A 14,465-nucleotide genomic window follows, 5' to 3' on the forward strand; every position below is an offset into this window, starting at 1 on the left:
GCGGCGCCGCCGTGGTCTGGGGTGAGGTCGGGCCGGGGTGGGCGGGCAACCCGGGTGGTGGCGCCGGGCGGCGGGCGGGGGCCGCTGCGGCGGCCCGGCCCGGCAGCCGGTCAAGCGGCCCGCGGGCCCTGCTTGGCGAACCAGCCGACGGGCCGGGCGAGGGCCACCAGCCGGCGTCGATCGATCTTCCCGGTCGACGTGATCGGCAACTGATCCACGACCGCCCAGAGAGCGGGGACCATGTACGACGGCAGTTCGTCCCGCAGGCGGTCGCGCAGGCCGACCGGTGTGACCGCCGTTCCCGGCGTGAGCCGGACGGCGGCGACGAGCCTCTTGCCGGTGCTGTCGCCTTCCGTGACCGTCACGAACGACTCCTCGACGCCGTCCTGGGCGCGCAGCACCTCGCCGATCGCGGACAGCTCGATGCGGAAGCCGCGGATCTTGACCTGGTCGTCCGCTCGGCCCAGGAAGTGGAGTCGGCCGGCCCCGTCGAGCCGGACCAGGTCACCGGTGCGGTACAGCCGGGCCGGAACGTCCGGGGAAAAGAACCCGAACACCCGATCCGTCTCCGCCCGGTCGTTCAGGTAGCCCGCGGCGAGACCCGCTCCGGCCGTGTACAATTCCCCCACGGCACCGGGCATCAGCAGTCTCCCGCGGCGGTCCAGGACGTACACCTGCGTTCCCGGGACCGGCGAACCGATGGGCACCGGCCCGTCGACGTCCGCGGGTTCGCGCACCGAACAGGACGTCGTGACGACCGTGTTCTCGGTGGGACCGTAGCAGTTCGTGATGACGAGACCCGGGTTTTCCGCCAGCGCCTGCTTGACGTGCTCGTGCGGCACCACGTCACCACCGGTCATGAGGTGACGCAAGCCGGCGAACGACCGGCTCGCGAATTCGTGCACCAACCCGAAAAGGCCCGCCGTGAGAAACGCCACGGTGACCCGGCGCTCCTCGAGGAAAGCGCCGATCTCGTTCGGTAGCAACACGTCCGGTGGGCAGATCTCCAGCGTCGCCCCCGTCAACAGGGTGCCCCAGATCTCCAATGTGGACGCGTCGAAGGCCAGGGGCGCCAGGCGAAGGGAGCGCTCGCCCGGGCCCAGCGCCAGGTGCTTGCCGTCGTGGACCAGCCGGAGCACGCCGCGGTGGGGTATCGCCACGCCCTTCGGCGCACCGGTCGAGCCCGACGTGAAGGCGACATACGCCACCCGGCCGGGATCGGGCCGGACGGGCGGTGCCGCCTCGCCACCGGCCTCCCAGCCCCGGTGCCAGGAATCGACCAGCGGCACGCCGAGCCGGCCGGCTGCGTCGCCGTCCGCGATCGCGGCGGCGGGGCGGGCCTTGGCCAAGATCTTCGCGGTGTGCGACGCGGGCTGGGCCAGGTCGGCCCCGAAGTACGCGGCGCCCACCCAAAGCGTGCCCAACACGGCCACCACCTCCGCGACCGACCGCGGAACGCCGATCAGCACGGTGTCGCCTTCTCCGACGCCGGCCGCACGCAGCAGCCGGGCCTGCTCGGCCACGGCGACGGCCAGCTCGGCATACGTCAGCACCGAGTCCGCGTCGCGCACGGCCACCGCGGACGGCCACCGGTCCACCGCGTCGCGGAAGAGCTGGTCCACCGACGAGCCGGGGAGGACATCATCGGTGTGGTTGAGGGCGTCGAGGAACGTCCGCGACCGCGCGGAGAGGCACCGGATGTCCGCCAGCGTCCCACCCGTCTCGGGCGCCACCAGTGCCTCGGCGAGTTGTTCCGCGGCGGCCGAACAATCCAGGAAGAACCGCTGCGCCTCGTCTTCCTCCCACAGGTCCGCCGCGCAGTCGGCGAACGACCCGCCGGTGTCCGCCAGCCGCACGGCGATGTCGAACCGGGGTCCGGTGTCCAGCTCCGGCGTGCCGGGCAGGGCCACGAAAACCCGGACCAGCGGGTGACTTCGCCCGGACCGCTCGACGCCCAGCCGCGTGACGACTTCGTCGAGGGGAAAGCCGCCCCGGTCCAGGCTCCACGCCAGCGATTCGCGCACCCGGCAGGTGAACGCTTCCGGCGTCAGATCGTCGTCGACGTCGAAGCGCACCGGGACCGGGTCGGCGGGATCGCCGACACCGACCAGCAAGGCGCTCATCCCGGTCAGCCTGGCCAGCGTGAGACCGAACGCGGCGAAGAGAACGGAGGACGGCGGTACGTTCGCGGTGCGCGACAGCTCGCGGAGCAACGCCACGGTTCGCGCGGACAGCTCGATGGGCTGCCGGCGGCCGGGGGCGAGCGCGTGCCGTGGCCGGCGTCGGCCCGACGGCACCTCCAGGACCGTCGGCACCTTCGCCAGTCTTTGCGCCCACAGTTCGACCGTGTCCTCGTCCCGGCCGTCAAGTGTTCCCATCAGCCCGCCTCACCTGGGTTCGCCGCGGTCGTCGTCTCTCATCCGGTCGAGCAAGGCCGCCTGGGCCCGGATCGTGGGGGCCCGGAGGACGTCGACGGGCGTGATCGTGATGCCCGAGGACTTCGCCATCTTCGCGATGAGGGAGATGAGGACGAACGAATCGCCGCCCGCGTCGAAGAAACTCGTGTCGTCGTCGGGGGTGTCGTAGCCGAGGGTGTCCCGCCAAGCCGAACGGACGAGACCGATGAGACGAGGTTGCTCCTCGACCTGCTGAACGCTTGCCGCGTCTGCCATGAACTGCACCTCTCCGGTTGGTTTTCGTGCGTGTTCCCCGGCCGGGCTCAGGCGGTCGTCGTACCGGACCGCACGGTCTCCAGTACGCCACTGAGGTCCGCGAGCAGCGCGGCCTCCTGGGGTTTGAGGTAGAAGTGCCCGCCGGGCAGCACCCGGAGCCGGAAGGCGCCGTTCGTCAGGTCCGCCCAGCGCGCTATCTCCGCCGGGGTCACTTCGGAGTCGTCCTCACCGGCGTAGGCGTAGACGGGGCAGGCCAGCGGCGGCCGCGAGCCACCGGAATAGCCGGCCACCAACCGGTAATCACCACGGACCGCCGGGAGCACGGCTTCTCGCATGCCCGGGTGTTCGAAGGCTTCGGCGCGGCTCGCGTCCAGGCCCACGACGTGCGCGATGATGTCCTCGTCCGCGCTGGGCACCGTGCCGCCGGGCAGCGCGTGCGGCGGCTGCGTCCCGGACACGCACAGGGCGGCCGGCGAACACCCCCGGTCCTGCAGCCGCAACGCCACCTCGTGCGCCACGGTGGCCCCGAAACAGTGGCCGAACAGCACGATCCGGTGCCGCGCCAGCTCGCCGAGCGCGTCGGCGATGTCATCCGCAAGGGCTTCCAGCCCGGGCGGGAACGGGTCGTCGAACCGATCCTCCCGGCCGGGGTACCGGATGGCCAGGACGCCGACGTCCGACGGCAGTCCCGCCGGCCAGGTGCGATACGCACCCGCCACGGCACCGGCGTGGGGAAAGCAAACCAGTTTCGTGTCGCACCCGTCGTCGTCGCGGAAGCGACGTACCCACTTCTCCTCCACCGCGCTCTTCATCGGCTGGGCCCCCTTTCCCTGACGGCCGGGGATGTCCGCGGCTGCCGCAGCCAGGAGTCTCGCGTTGAAACGGTGCCGGTCGCGACTCTGAGCGTGCCAAGTCCTCGGCGCGAGTCGTCCAGGCCGGGCGGACCGGCCCGTCGTGTTCCACGATCGCCGGAGTCACCCAGGGAAAGGCCCCGTGGCGAACCGCCACGGGGCCTCCACCGATCGGTGTGTGTTACCAGCCGCGCTCGGCGAGGCGGTGCGGCTCCGGCAGCTCCTCGACGTTGATGCCGACCATCGCCTCGCCCAGGCCGCGGGAGACCTTGGCGAGGACGTCCGGGTCGTCGTAGAACGTCGTCGCCTTGACGATCGCCTCGGCGCGCTGGGCCGGGTTGCCGGACTTGAAGATGCCCGAGCCGACGAACACGCCCTCGGCGCCGAGCTGCATCATCATCGCCGCGTCGGCCGGGGTCGCGATGCCGCCCGCGGTGAACAGCACCACCGGCAGCTTCCCGGCCTGTGCCACCTCGCGCACCAGCTCGTACGGCGCCTGCAGTTCCTTGGCCGCGACGAACAACTCGTCCTCCGGCAGCGAGGTCAGCCGCCGGATCTCCTGCCGGATCTGCCGCATGTGGGTGGTGGCGTTGGAGACGTCGCCGGTGCCGGCCTCGCCCTTCGAGCGGATCATCGCCGCGCCCTCGGTGATCCGCCGCAGCGCCTCGCCGAGGTTGGTCGCGCCGCAGACGAAGGGGACGGTGAAGGCCCACTTGTCGATGTGGTTGGCGTAGTCGGCCGGGGTGAGGACCTCGGACTCGTCGACGTAGTCCACGCCGAGGGACTGCAGGACCTGCGCCTCGACGAAGTGGCCGATGCGGGCCTTCGCCATCACCGGGATCGAGACGGTCTCGATGATGCCGTCGATCAGGTCGGGGTCGCTCATCCGGGCGACGCCGCCCTGGGCGCGGATGTCGGCGGGCACGCGCTCCAGCGCCATCACCGCGACCGCGCCGGCGTCTTCGGCGATCTTCGCCTGCTCGGCGGTGACCACGTCCATGATCACGCCGCCCTTGAGCATCTCGGCCATGCCGCGCTTCACCTTGGCGGTGCCGGTGACGGACTGGACGGTACCGGTGGAGGGGGTGGGCTGCTGCTCGGACACGACGAGGCCTTTCGACACGGTTCAGGGGTGGACGAGTCCGAGCGTAAGTCGGCGGTGGACCCTTGAAGCAGGCCAGTACGCGGGTATCTCAGCAGTCCACTTCGCCGGCGCCCGCGACCAGGGATTCCGCGAGCGAAGTGCGCACGTAGAGCACGTGACGTCCCGCACGATGCCGGTTGACCAGGGCCGCAGCCTTGAGCACGCCGAGGTGCTGTGACACCGCCCCGGCGCTCAGCCCGGTTCGGCGGGCCAGTTCCGCAGTGGACGCCGGCGCGGCCAGTTCGGTCAGCAGCAGCGCGCGGCCGCGGCCCACCACGGCGGCCAGCGCGCCGGGCGCGGTGGCCGTGCCGGTCTCCCACAGCGTGGCGATCCCGCGCGGCGGGTAGCGCAGCACCGGCTGCCAGCGCGCGTCGGTCTTGGAGAACACCCGCGGCCAGACGAACGCCGAGGGCACCAGCACGAGGCCGCGCCCGTCGAGCGGGACGGCGGCGTGCAGGTGCCGGTGCGCGACCGTGAGCGTGCCGCCCTGCCAGCGGACCAGCGGGGTGAGGTCGTTGAACAGCTCGGCGGCCCCGCCCTGGGCCAGCAGCCGCGACCGGTACAGCACGTCGGCTTCGAGCAGCGCGCGGATCCGCGGCCAGTCGGAGGCCAGCACGAGGTGCCAGTACCGCTCCATCAGCGTCGCGAGCCGCTCCAGACCCGCCTCGGGCTCGCGGTGGAGGCGCGCCAGCGCGGGCGAGCGCGGGCCGGCCATCGCGTCGAGCTCGCGCCGGACCAGGCGGGCGGGCACGTCCCGCAGGTCGGCGAGCTCGTCGGCCAGTTCGGGCAGCGGTGTCGACGGCGTCCCGGCCAGAAAGCCGGGCAGGTGCCGCAGCGGGACGAGGTCGCGCAGGAACCCGATGTCGAGGCCGGCTTCGGCCAGCGCCGCGGTGGCGCGCTTGATCCACGGCAGGTGCAGGGCGTGCTGCCCGGGCTGGTTCAGGACGCGGACGCTCGCCACGATCTCCCAGGCCGGGGAGAAGGCGAACCGGGTGTGCGCCAGGTCCTCTGTGGAGAATGCCAGATCGAGCACTGCTGCCTCCTGCCGGCGGAATCCGGCGCAGTCTAAGACCCTCCCTTGTGGACGATCGGGCGGGGCCCGGAAAGCCCTTGCGGGAACGCGAAAAGCCCGTCCGGATCATACTTCCGGGCGACCGCGCGCAACCGCGCCAGATTCACCCCGTAGTACGCCCGGGCCCAGTCCGGCATCTCCGGGTCGAGGTAGTTGACGTACCCGGTCGCGCCGAACTCGGGCCCCAGCCCGTCGCGCACCGCGCCCAGCGCGCGCCGGGCTTCGGCTTCGCCGCCGTCCTCGGGCGTGGCGCCGTGCAGGAACTGGAAGCTCGCCAGGGCGGACCGGTGGGGGAAGGCCGTCTCGCGGGCGCCGACGCGGGCGATCGCGCCGCCGGCGGAGTCGATGAGCGTGCCGACGCGCGGCGCCCGGGTCAGCACCTCGACGACCGCGGCCGGGTCGGTGACGGGCCGCAGCAGCATGCGCGAAGTGCCGACGTACGCCGCCCGCGCCGCGACCGCGCCGGGCCGGCCCTCGTGGTCGTCGAACGACCGCATGGCGGCGAGGTGGTCGGTGACCCGCGCTTCCCGTTCGGCCGGCGGCGTGCCGACGCGGCGGACGAGGTCGTCGAGCAGCTCCTTCAGCCGCGCTTCGCGGCCGAGGAACGTCCCGTTGGTGATGGCGGTCCCCGCGTCGATGTTCACCCCCGACCACAGCTCGTCCGGCGTCCCCGGCAGCCACTCCTGCCAGGCGGCCAGCAGCGCGGCCTGCGTGCCCGGCGGGAAGGTGAGCTTGAAGGTGGCGACGTCCGCGCTGGGCACGGTCCGGAAGGTGAAGCCGGTGACGATCCCGAAGTTGCCGCCGCCCCCGCCGCGCAGCGCCCAGAACAGGTCCGGTTCCGCCGCCCGCGACACCGTGCGCACCCGGCCGTCGGCGGTGACGATCCGCGCCGCCTCCAGGTGATCGCACGTCAACCCGTGCTTCCGGTCGACCAGACCGACGCCGCCACCGAGGGTGAGCCCGGCGATGCCGACGGTCTCGCACGAGCCGGCCGGCAGGACCCGGCCGTGGGCGGCCAGGGTGGCCGCGATCGGTCCCAGCCGGGCGCCGGCGCCGATCGCCGCACGGCCGTCCGGGCGCACGTCGATGCCCGAGAACCGGCTGAGGTCCACCACGATGCCGCCGTCCACAGTGGAATATCCGGGATAGCTGTGCCCGCCGCTGCGGGCGGCGACCGGCAGCCGGTGCCGGGCGGCGAACCCGATCGCGGCCTGGACGTCCTCGACGCGCGCCGCGCCGACGACCGCGACCGGCACCCGGTCGTCGTACATCGTGAAGAAGCCCTGCTTGGCCTCCGGGTAACCCGGGTCACCGGGCCGGAACAACGGCCCCGAAAGGCGTTCGCGCAGCCGCTGCCAGTCGTCCGGCGGGGGCCACCCCGCCAGGCTCGCCGCCAGCACCGCCCCGGAAATCCGCAAGAAAGCCCGCCTGTCCACGCCACCACTCCCCCGCGCCGCGCCTCCCCCGGGGGGGCATTCGGCTGGTCCCGGGGGCCTTGCCTTGCCGTGACCAGGGTAGCGGGTGTGTGATCGAGGACACATCCCGTACACCAGCCGTTCGCCGAGGAGTCGTCATGGCAGACAAACAAGCCAAGAACGCCGACACCGGGGCCGCCGTCGCTGTGGACGACCCCGCCAAGGTCCGCAACGTCGTGCTCGTCGGCCCGGCCGGTTCCGGGAAGACCACCCTCGCCGAAGCCCTGCTCGCCGCTTCCGGCACGGTGCCGCGGGCGGGCTCGGTGGTCGACGGGACGACGGTGTGCGACCACGACCCGGCGGCGGTCCGCCAGCAGCGCTCGGTCGGCCTCTCGGTCGCGCCCGTGCTGTACCAGGGCCACAAGATCAACCTGATCGACACACCCGGGTACGCGGACTTCGTCGGGGAGCTGCGGGCCGGGCTGCGGGCGGCCGACGCGGCCCTGTTCGTCGTCAGCGCCTCCGAAGGCGTCGACGCGGCGACGGTCGCGGTGTGGGAGGAGTGCGCCGCGGTCGGGATGCCGCGCGCGGTCGTCGTCTCCCGGCTCGACCACCACCGGGCCGACACGATGTCCGAGATCGCCGCCTGCCAGGCCGCGTTCGGCGCCGGGGTGCTGCCGCTGTACCTCCCGGCGGGCGACGGCCTGGTCGGGCTGATCACCCAGCGGTACTTCGACTACTCCGGCGGGCACCCGCCGAAGACCGGCGAGCCCGACCCGGCCGACCTGGAACGGATGGCCGAGGCCCGCAACGAGCTGATCGAAGGGATCATCGCCGAGAGCGAGGACGAGTCCCTGATGGACCGCTACCTCGCCGGCGAGGAGATCGCGGAGGCCACCCTCATCGCCGACCTGGAGACCGCGGTCGCCCGCGGGTCCTTCCACCCCGTCATCCCGGTGTGCGCGACCAGCGGCGTCGGCCTGGCCGAGGTGCTCGACGGCATCGTCCGCGCGTTCCCCTCCCCGCTGGAGCACCGGCCCCCCACCGTCACGACGCCGGACGGCGGCGAGCACGCCGCGATCACCGCCGACCCCGCGGGCCCCCTCGCCGCGGAGGTCGTCCGGACGGCCGTGGACTCCTACGTCGGCCGGGTGTCACTCGTCCGGGTGTTCTCCGGAACGCTGCGCCCCGAACGCCCGGTGCACGTGTCCGGGCACGGCCTCGCCGAACGCGGCCACGAGGACCACGACGCCGACGAGCGCGTCGCGCACCTGTATTCGCCGCTCGGCTCGGCCCTGCGGGAAGTGCCCTACTGCGTCGCGGGCGACCTCTGCGCGCTGACGAAGGTCGGCTCGGCGGAGACCGGCGACACCGTCTCCTCCCCCGACGACCCGCTGCTCATGGAGCCGTGGGCGATGCCGGAACCGCTGCTGCCGGTGGCGGTCGTCGCGAAGACGCGCAGCGACGAGGACACCCTGGCCCGCAACCTTTCCCGCCTCGTCGCCGGCGACCCGACACTGCGGCTGGACCGCAACGCCGAGACCGGCCAGCTGGTGCTGTGGTGCATGGGCGAGGCCCACGCCGACGTCGTGCTCTCGCGGCTGCGCGCGGGCGGCGCCGACGTCGACACCGAGCCGGTGAAGATCAGCCTGCGCTCGACGTTCGCCAAGCCGGCCAAGGGCCACGGGCGGCACGTCAAGCAGTCCGGCGGACACGGCCAGTTCGCCGTCTGCGACATCGAGGTCGAGCCGCTGCCGCGCGGCGGCGGCTTCCAGTTCGTCGACAAGGTCGTCGGCGGCTCGGTGCCGCACCAGTTCATCCCGAGCGTCGAGAAGGGCGTGCGCGCCCAGCTGCAGCGCGGGCTGGCGGACGGCCACCCGGTGGTCGACGTCAAGGTGACGCTGGTCGACGGCAAGGCGCACAGCGTGGATTCGTCGGACGCGGCGTTCCAGACGGCGGGTGCGCTGGCCCTGCGCGAAGCCGCGGCGAACGGGCACATCACGATGCTGGAGCCGCTCGAGGAGGTGGCGATCCGGCTGCCGGACGAGCACCTGGGCACGGTGCTCGGCGACCTGTCGTCCCGGCGTGGCCGGGTGCTGGGCACCGAAGCGGGCGAAGGCGGCCGGACGGTGATCCGGGCGGAGGTCCCGGCGACGGAGCTGATCCGCTACCTGATCGACCTGCGCTCGATGACCTCGGGCACGGCGACCTTCACCCGCCGCCACGCGAGGTTCGAGCCCATGCCGGAGGGAATGGCGGTCCACTAGCCCGTCCGCAACGGACGACACGCGTACCTGGCCGGACGACACGCGTACGTGGATGGACGACACGGCGGAAAGCCGAGCCGGCCGCCGTGTCGTCCGGCTGGGTACGCGAGTCGTCCGGTCCGGCGGGCCTACGTGGTGAAGTCGAAGCCGCCCGGGCGGTTGTTGCGGTCGGCCAGGAGGCCGGCCAGCGTGGCCAGGGCGATCTCCGGCGGGGTGCGGGAGCCGATGTTGAGCCCGACCGGGCGGTGCACGCGGGCGATGTCGTCCTCGGGCACGCCCAAGCCGCGCAGCGCCGCGACGTGCGGGCCCGGGTGACGCGGGTTGCCGAGCACGCCCACCCACCGCGGCCGGCCCTCGAGCGCGGCCTTCAGCACCAGCCCCAGCTCGGGCCGGTGGTGGTCGGTGACGACCACGTCCGCGGACGCGTCGAGCGGCGGCAGCGTCGTCTCCGCCTCGAACCCCTCGGGCACGTCCGTGCCGCGCGGGGCGTCGGGCTCGAACAGCGCCACGTGGTACCCGAGGTCCTTCGCGAACTTCAGCAGGTACCGGGACACCGGCGACGCGAACACCGCCACCAGGGTCCGCAGCCCCGGGTCGGCCGGAGCCGTGCCGTGGGCGACGTCGCAGGTCTCGCTCATGCCCCTCAGTCTGGCAGCCTCAGAGCTCTTCGAGCACGCTCAGCCGGAAGTGGAACGTCGAGGTCCGGCCCTCGACGATCACCAGGTACCCGCCCGGCCCCCGCAGCACCTTCCGCGACTTCGGCGACCACGGGTAGGCGGGCTGGTACTCCCGCGCGAGCCGCAGCGCCTCGGCCTCGGCGGTCTCCCGGTCGGGCTGCGGGAACGTCTCCGACAGCGACCAGGTCCGGCCGTCACCCATGCCGCGCTGCTCCTCGACGACCACCCACCAGCTCACGGCGTCACCACCCTATGGCCAAGTGTCACGCGGAAGTGGCACTTGGCCATAGGGCCGGTTCCGATCACCAGATACCCGTCGGCGAGCCGCAGCACCTTCCGCTCCTTCACCGCCGGCGGGTGCACCGGCTCGTGCGAGAACGCCAGCCGCCGAGCGACCTCGCCGACGTGCTCGCGGTCCGCGCCCACCGGCTTCGTCTTCGTGACGTTCCAAGCACGCGCGTCACCGCCGCGCTGCTCCTCGACGATCACCCACCACACGTCAGACCTCCGGCTCCGCGAACTCGAAGTACTCCGGCAGCGGCGCGGTGCCCGCGAGGCGGAAGTACCGCACCTTCCGCCGCCGACGCAGGCGCAGCGTGTCGCGGACGGCGTCGTTGTGGACGCGGCGGGCGATCACCACCCGGTGCTCGGCGTCGGTCAGCTCCTCGGCCAGCTCGGCCGGCAGGCCCGCCCGGTCGACGCGGCCCAGCTGCAGCGTCAGCTCGTTCTCCGCGGCTTCGCGCTCGGCCCGCGGCGCCGCTTCGGCGCGTTCGGCCGACGTCCGCAAGCCCGTGTCGCCCAGCACCACCGCCACCGCGCGCGCCACCACCGCGCGCCGGGCCAGCGCCGCCTCCAGCGCGGCCCAGCCGGCGTCCGTGCGGATGTGCAGGCGGTCGAGCCGGTTCGCCGTCGCCACCAGGAAGAGCCCGACCAGCACGACGATCGCCGCCAGCACCGGGAGCAGCCAGCCGAGCACGCTCACCGGGCGGGCTCCCGCTCCGGCGCCGCGACCCGCCGGGGGTCGGCGGCGACGGCCGTCTCGTAGACGCGCAGCACCTGCGTGGCCACCACCGACCAGTCGTACATCGTGACGCGCTCCCCCGCCGCCGCGGCCAGCGACGCCCGGCGCGCCGGGTCGCCGAGCAGCTCGCGCAGCCCGTCCGCGAGCGCGGCCGGGTCACCGGTCTCGACGAGCTGGCCGGCGCGGCCGTCGTCGAGCACCCGCCGGAACGAGTCGAGCCCGCTGGCCAGCACCGGGGTCCCCGCCGCCATCGCCTCGGTGAGGATCATCCCGAAGCTCTCGCCGCCGGTGTTGGGCGCGCAGTAGACGTCGACGCTGCGCAGCGCCCGGGCCTTCACGTGGTCGTCGGCCTGGCCCAGCAGCTCCAGGTGCGGGGCCAGCTCCGGCCCGGCGTCACGGCGCAGCTGGTCTTCGTCGCCCCGGCCGACCACGACCAGCCGCAGGTCCTCGAATTCCGGCAGGATCCGCCGCAGCGCCTCCAGCAGCACGCCCATGCCCTTGCGCGGCTCCCCGAACCGGCCGACGAACCCGACCGTGCCGCCGGCCCGCGGGTAGCCCGGCAGCGGCATCGCCGAGGAGAAGAACTCGACGTCGACGCCGTTGGGGATCTCCACCGCGTCGCCGCCCGCGTGCTCGACCTGGACCCGGCGGGCCAGCGCGGACACCGCGATCCGCGCGGTGATCTTCTCCAGCAGCGGCCGCAGCACGGGCTGGAACGCCGACAGCGTGCGCGAGCGGGTCGTCGCGGTGTGGAACGTCGCCACGATCGGGCCGTCCGCGATGAGCAGCGCCAGCAGGGACAGGCTCGGCGCGGCGGGTTCGTGCAGGTGCAGGACGTCGAAGTCGCCGTCGCGGATCCAGCGCCGCACCCGCGCGTAGGACACCGGGCCGAACTGCAGCCGCGCCACCGAGCCGTTGTACGGGATCCCGAGCGCCTTGCCCGCCGGGTGGACGAACTCCGGCAGGTCGGCGTCCTCGTCCGCCGGCGCCAGCACCGAGACCCGGTGCCCGCGGGCGAGCAGCGCCTTCGTCAGGTCGATCACGTGCCCCTGGACCCCGCCGGGCACGTCGAAGGAGTAGGGGCACACGATCCCGACCCGCATCGGCCGCGGTCCCACCGCTCAGCTCGCTTCTTCGAGGCTGACCCGCTCGGCGGCCTCGAGATCGGCGGGCCAGAACTTCTGCATCATGTGCCAGTCGGCCGGGTGCGCGGCGATGTCGCCGGCGAAGATGTCGGCCAGCGCCTGGGTCGCGGCCGGGACCTCGGCCCGCGCGGTGACCCGGATGCGCGGGTGCAGCCGGATCTGCCAGCCGTCCTCGGTGAACCAGCAGCCGGCCGGGATCAGTGCCGCGCCGGTCGTCGCCGCCAGCCGCGCCGGGCCGCCGGGCAGCCGGGCCGGCTCGCCGAAGAACTTCACCGGGATGCCGCTGGTGGTGAGGTCGCGGTCGCCCACCAGGCAGACGGCCTTGTTCTCGCGCAGGCGTTTGAGCAACACGCGCATCGCCGAGCTGTCGCCGGTCAGCGGCACGATCTCGAAGCCGAGGGACTCCCGGTACTCGACGAACCGGCGGTAGAGCGACTCGGGCTTCAGCCGTTCCGCCACGGTCGTGAAGCCACCCAGGTAGTCGGCCAGCCACACGCCGGCGACGTCCCAGTTGCCGCTGTGCGGCAGCGCCATCACCGCGCCGTTGCCCTCGGCCAGCGCCGCGTCGAGGTTCTCCACGCCGGTGATCGAGGCCGCGACCTTGGCGCTGACCTCCTTGTGGTCCATCGACGGCAACCGGAACGTCTCGTGCCAGTACCGCGCGTACGAGCGCATCGCGCGCCGCGTCAGCTCGTCGAGCTCGACCGGGTCGGCCTGGGGCACCACCCGGGCGAGGTTCGCGCGCAGCTGCCGCACGCCCCCGCCGTCCCGGCGGACGGCGAGGTCGGCGCCGAGCGAGAAGACCGTGCCGCCGAACCCGGCGGGCAGCCAGCCGGCCAGCTTCCAGCCCGCCGCGTAGCCGAACGCGCTCAGCCGCTCGGTCACGCTGCTCATGCCCGCTGCTCCCCGGCGGCGGCCTCGCGGGCCGCCTTCGCCACGGCCGCGAAGCGCTGCAGCAGCGTGACGACCGATCCGGCGGCGAGCAGCCAGAGCGTCACGTCCACGGTGTACGGGATGCCGAAGCCGTGCAGGCCGGTGCCGACCAGCGCGATGATCAGCCGCTCGGCGCGCTCGACGAGCCCGCCGTCGACCGGCAGGCCGGAGGCGTCGGCGCGGGCTTTGACATAAGAGATGACCTGGGCAAGGACCAGGCACAACAGCGCCGCGGCGGCGGCCGGGTGGTTGTCGTCGACGACGAAGCACCACCAGGCGATGGCGGCGAACAGCGCGCCGTCCACCAGCCTGTCGCAGGTGGCGTCGAGCACCGCGCCGAACGGGGTGCCATAACCGCGGGCTCGGGCCATGGCGCCGTCGAGGATGTCGAGCATGGCGAAGCCCCACACCGTGAAGGTGCCCCACAGGAGGTGGTCGTTCGGGAAGAAGAGCAGCGCGCAGACCACCGCGCCGGCGGTGCCGAACACGGTCATGGCGTTCGGGGTCAGCCCGGCGCGGACCAGCGCCTGGCCGATCGGATCGGTGACGCGGGAGACGGAGGCACGCGCAAAGATATTGAGCATCGGTTCGTCGAGGCACCTGGCTACGAGGGTCGGGTGGGCGATGGCAGCCTATCGACCCACGTGCGCGGCCCCGACGCGCCGCCCCGGGTCAGCCCGATTTCGTGAGCTCGCCCTCGTGCTCCTTCGCCGCTTCGGCAGCCGCGGCGGCAGCGCACTTCGGCGTCAACTGACGGCGGATGGCCGCGCTGATCTCGCCGAGCGCCGTGACCTGCTCCGGCGTCAGCGGGTCGAACAGGCTTTCGCGGACCGCTTCGACGTGCCCGGGCGCGGCCGCTTCGAGCGCGGCGAAACCGGCGTCGGTCAGCACCGCCCAGGCGCCGCGCTTGTCGGTCGGGCACGCCTCGCGCCGGACCCAGCCGTTCGCCTCCAGCCGCGCGACGGCGTGCGAAAGGCGGCTGCGGGACGCCTGCCGGGCGTCGGCGAGCTCGCTCATCCGCAGCCGGCGGCCGGGCGCCTCGGAGAGGGCGACGAGGACTTCGTAGTACGTGTGCGGCATGCCCGAGTCGTGCTGCAGCTGAGCTTCGAGGTGCGCGCTGAGCATGCGGGTGGCCGCGTTGAACTCACGCCAGACGCGCTGTTCGCCGTCGCTGAGCCATCGGGTTCCGGACATAACCCCATCATACTCTCGGTTGAACACTCAATCAGGAGTTTTCGCCGGTCGGAGCAGCGGTGGTCCGGACGAGT

General features: G+C 73.2%; 15 protein-coding genes. 1 reads left to right on the forward strand and 14 read right to left on the reverse strand.

The window, feature by feature from the left end:
• Positions 1-110: 110 nt before the first annotated feature.
• From ISP_RS27630 to ISP_RS27655, 6 genes are all read right to left on the reverse strand, one after another.
• The gene (locus tag ISP_RS27630) at positions 111-2,378 is read right to left on the reverse strand and encodes an amino acid adenylation domain-containing protein (protein ID WP_013227133.1); all 2,268 of its coding nucleotides are present in this window, start codon (positions 2,376-2,378) and stop codon (positions 111-113) included.
• A 9-nt stretch (positions 2,379-2,387) separates the two neighbouring features.
• Positions 2,388-2,672 (reverse strand): acyl carrier protein, encoded by a 285-nt coding sequence (locus ISP_RS27635; protein WP_230468373.1) that lies wholly within the window; start codon positions 2,670-2,672, stop codon positions 2,388-2,390.
• Positions 2,673-2,719: 47 nt separating this feature from the next.
• The gene (locus ISP_RS27640; RefSeq protein WP_013227135.1) at positions 2,720-3,484 is read right to left on the reverse strand and encodes a thioesterase II family protein; all 765 of its coding nucleotides are present in this window, start codon (positions 3,482-3,484) and stop codon (positions 2,720-2,722) included.
• Between the two features lie 220 nt (positions 3,485-3,704).
• Positions 3,705-4,628, reverse strand: coding sequence for a pyridoxal 5'-phosphate synthase lyase subunit PdxS (gene pdxS / locus ISP_RS27645; protein WP_034284457.1), 924 nt, complete (start codon positions 4,626-4,628; stop codon positions 3,705-3,707).
• Between the two features lie 88 nt (positions 4,629-4,716).
• Positions 4,717-5,700, reverse strand: a complete 984-nt coding sequence (locus ISP_RS27650) for an ArsR/SmtB family transcription factor (protein ID WP_013227137.1) — start codon at positions 5,698-5,700, stop codon at positions 4,717-4,719.
• 32 nt (positions 5,701-5,732) lie between these two features.
• Positions 5,733-7,175 (reverse strand): FAD-binding oxidoreductase, encoded by a 1,443-nt coding sequence (locus ISP_RS27655; RefSeq protein WP_013227138.1) that lies wholly within the window; start codon positions 7,173-7,175, stop codon positions 5,733-5,735.
• Positions 7,176-7,312: 137 nt separating this feature from the next.
• On the opposite strand from ISP_RS27655, the gene ISP_RS27660 reads away from it, so the two are divergent.
• Complete coding sequence (locus ISP_RS27660; RefSeq protein WP_013227139.1) at positions 7,313-9,421, forward strand: elongation factor G-like protein EF-G2; 2,109 nt, start codon at positions 7,313-7,315, stop codon at positions 9,419-9,421.
• Between the two features lie 128 nt (positions 9,422-9,549).
• On the opposite strand, the gene ISP_RS27665 is transcribed toward ISP_RS27660, so the two are convergent.
• The 8 genes from ISP_RS27665 to ISP_RS27700 all read right to left on the reverse strand — a co-directional run bounded on the left by ISP_RS27665 (position 9,550) and on the right by ISP_RS27700 (position 14,391).
• Positions 9,550-10,059, reverse strand: coding sequence for an XdhC family protein (locus tag ISP_RS27665; RefSeq protein ID WP_013227140.1), 510 nt, complete (start codon positions 10,057-10,059; stop codon positions 9,550-9,552).
• 19 nt (positions 10,060-10,078) lie between these two features.
• On the reverse strand, positions 10,079-10,336 hold the full coding sequence (locus tag ISP_RS27670) for a hypothetical protein (RefSeq protein ID WP_037374625.1): 258 nt from the start codon (positions 10,334-10,336) through the stop codon (positions 10,079-10,081).
• Complete coding sequence (locus ISP_RS27675; RefSeq protein WP_013227142.1) at positions 10,333-10,596, reverse strand: hypothetical protein; 264 nt, start codon at positions 10,594-10,596, stop codon at positions 10,333-10,335. The genes ISP_RS27670 and ISP_RS27675 overlap by 4 nt, the downstream gene beginning before the upstream one ends.
• Position 10,597: 1 nt before the next feature.
• On the reverse strand, positions 10,598-11,080 hold the full coding sequence (locus ISP_RS27680; RefSeq protein WP_013227143.1) for a hypothetical protein: 483 nt from the start codon (positions 11,078-11,080) through the stop codon (positions 10,598-10,600).
• On the reverse strand, positions 11,077-12,222 hold the full coding sequence (locus ISP_RS27685; protein WP_013227144.1) for a glycosyltransferase family 4 protein: 1,146 nt from the start codon (positions 12,220-12,222) through the stop codon (positions 11,077-11,079). Before ISP_RS27685 ends, ISP_RS27680 begins: the two co-directional genes overlap by 4 nt.
• Positions 12,223-12,240: 18 nt before the next feature.
• Positions 12,241-13,158 (reverse strand): phosphatidylinositol mannoside acyltransferase, encoded by a 918-nt coding sequence (locus tag ISP_RS27690; RefSeq protein WP_013227145.1) that lies wholly within the window; start codon positions 13,156-13,158, stop codon positions 12,241-12,243.
• Positions 13,155-13,781: a phosphatidylinositol phosphate synthase gene (gene pgsA / locus ISP_RS27695; RefSeq protein WP_013227146.1), complete on the reverse strand. Its 627-nt coding sequence runs from the start codon at positions 13,779-13,781 to the stop codon at positions 13,155-13,157. The genes ISP_RS27690 and pgsA overlap by 4 nt, the downstream gene beginning before the upstream one ends.
• Positions 13,782-13,869: 88 nt before the next feature.
• Positions 13,870-14,391 carry a MarR family winged helix-turn-helix transcriptional regulator gene (locus ISP_RS27700; RefSeq protein ID WP_013227147.1) on the reverse strand — a complete coding sequence of 174 codons (522 nt, stop codon included), beginning with the start codon at positions 14,389-14,391 and terminating at the stop codon, positions 13,870-13,872.
• Positions 14,392-14,465: the final 74 nt, after the last annotated feature.

Origin of the sequence: Amycolatopsis mediterranei, from assembly GCF_026017845.1 — a bacterium.
Taxonomy (GTDB): domain Bacteria; phylum Actinomycetota; class Actinomycetes; order Mycobacteriales; family Pseudonocardiaceae; genus Amycolatopsis; species Amycolatopsis mediterranei.

What these genes read in the sequence shown, in the direction of transcription:
- ISP_RS27630 (WP_013227133.1), bottom strand. Translation starts at nt 2,378, where the DNA reads ATGGGAACACTTGACGGCCGGGACGAGGACACGGTCGAACTGTGGGCG.
- ISP_RS27635 (WP_230468373.1), bottom strand. Translation starts at nt 2,672, where the DNA reads ATGGCAGACGCGGCAAGCGTTCAGCAGGTCGAGGAGCAACCTCGTCTC.
- ISP_RS27640 (WP_013227135.1), bottom strand. Translation starts at nt 3,484, where the DNA reads ATGAAGAGCGCGGTGGAGGAGAAGTGGGTACGTCGCTTCCGCGACGAC.
- ISP_RS27660 (WP_013227139.1), top strand. Translation starts at nt 7,313, where the DNA reads ATGGCAGACAAACAAGCCAAGAACGCCGACACCGGGGCCGCCGTCGCT.
- ISP_RS27665 (WP_013227140.1), bottom strand. Translation starts at nt 10,059, where the DNA reads ATGAGCGAGACCTGCGACGTCGCCCACGGCACGGCTCCGGCCGACCCG.
- ISP_RS27685 (WP_013227144.1), bottom strand. Translation starts at nt 12,222, where the DNA reads ATGCGGGTCGGGATCGTGTGCCCCTACTCCTTCGACGTGCCCGGCGGG.
- ISP_RS27690 (WP_013227145.1), bottom strand. Translation starts at nt 13,158, where the DNA reads ATGAGCAGCGTGACCGAGCGGCTGAGCGCGTTCGGCTACGCGGCGGGC.
- pgsA (WP_013227146.1), bottom strand. Translation starts at nt 13,781, where the DNA reads ATGCTCAATATCTTTGCGCGTGCCTCCGTCTCCCGCGTCACCGATCCG.
- ISP_RS27700 (WP_013227147.1), bottom strand. Translation starts at nt 14,391, where the DNA reads ATGTCCGGAACCCGATGGCTCAGCGACGGCGAACAGCGCGTCTGGCGT.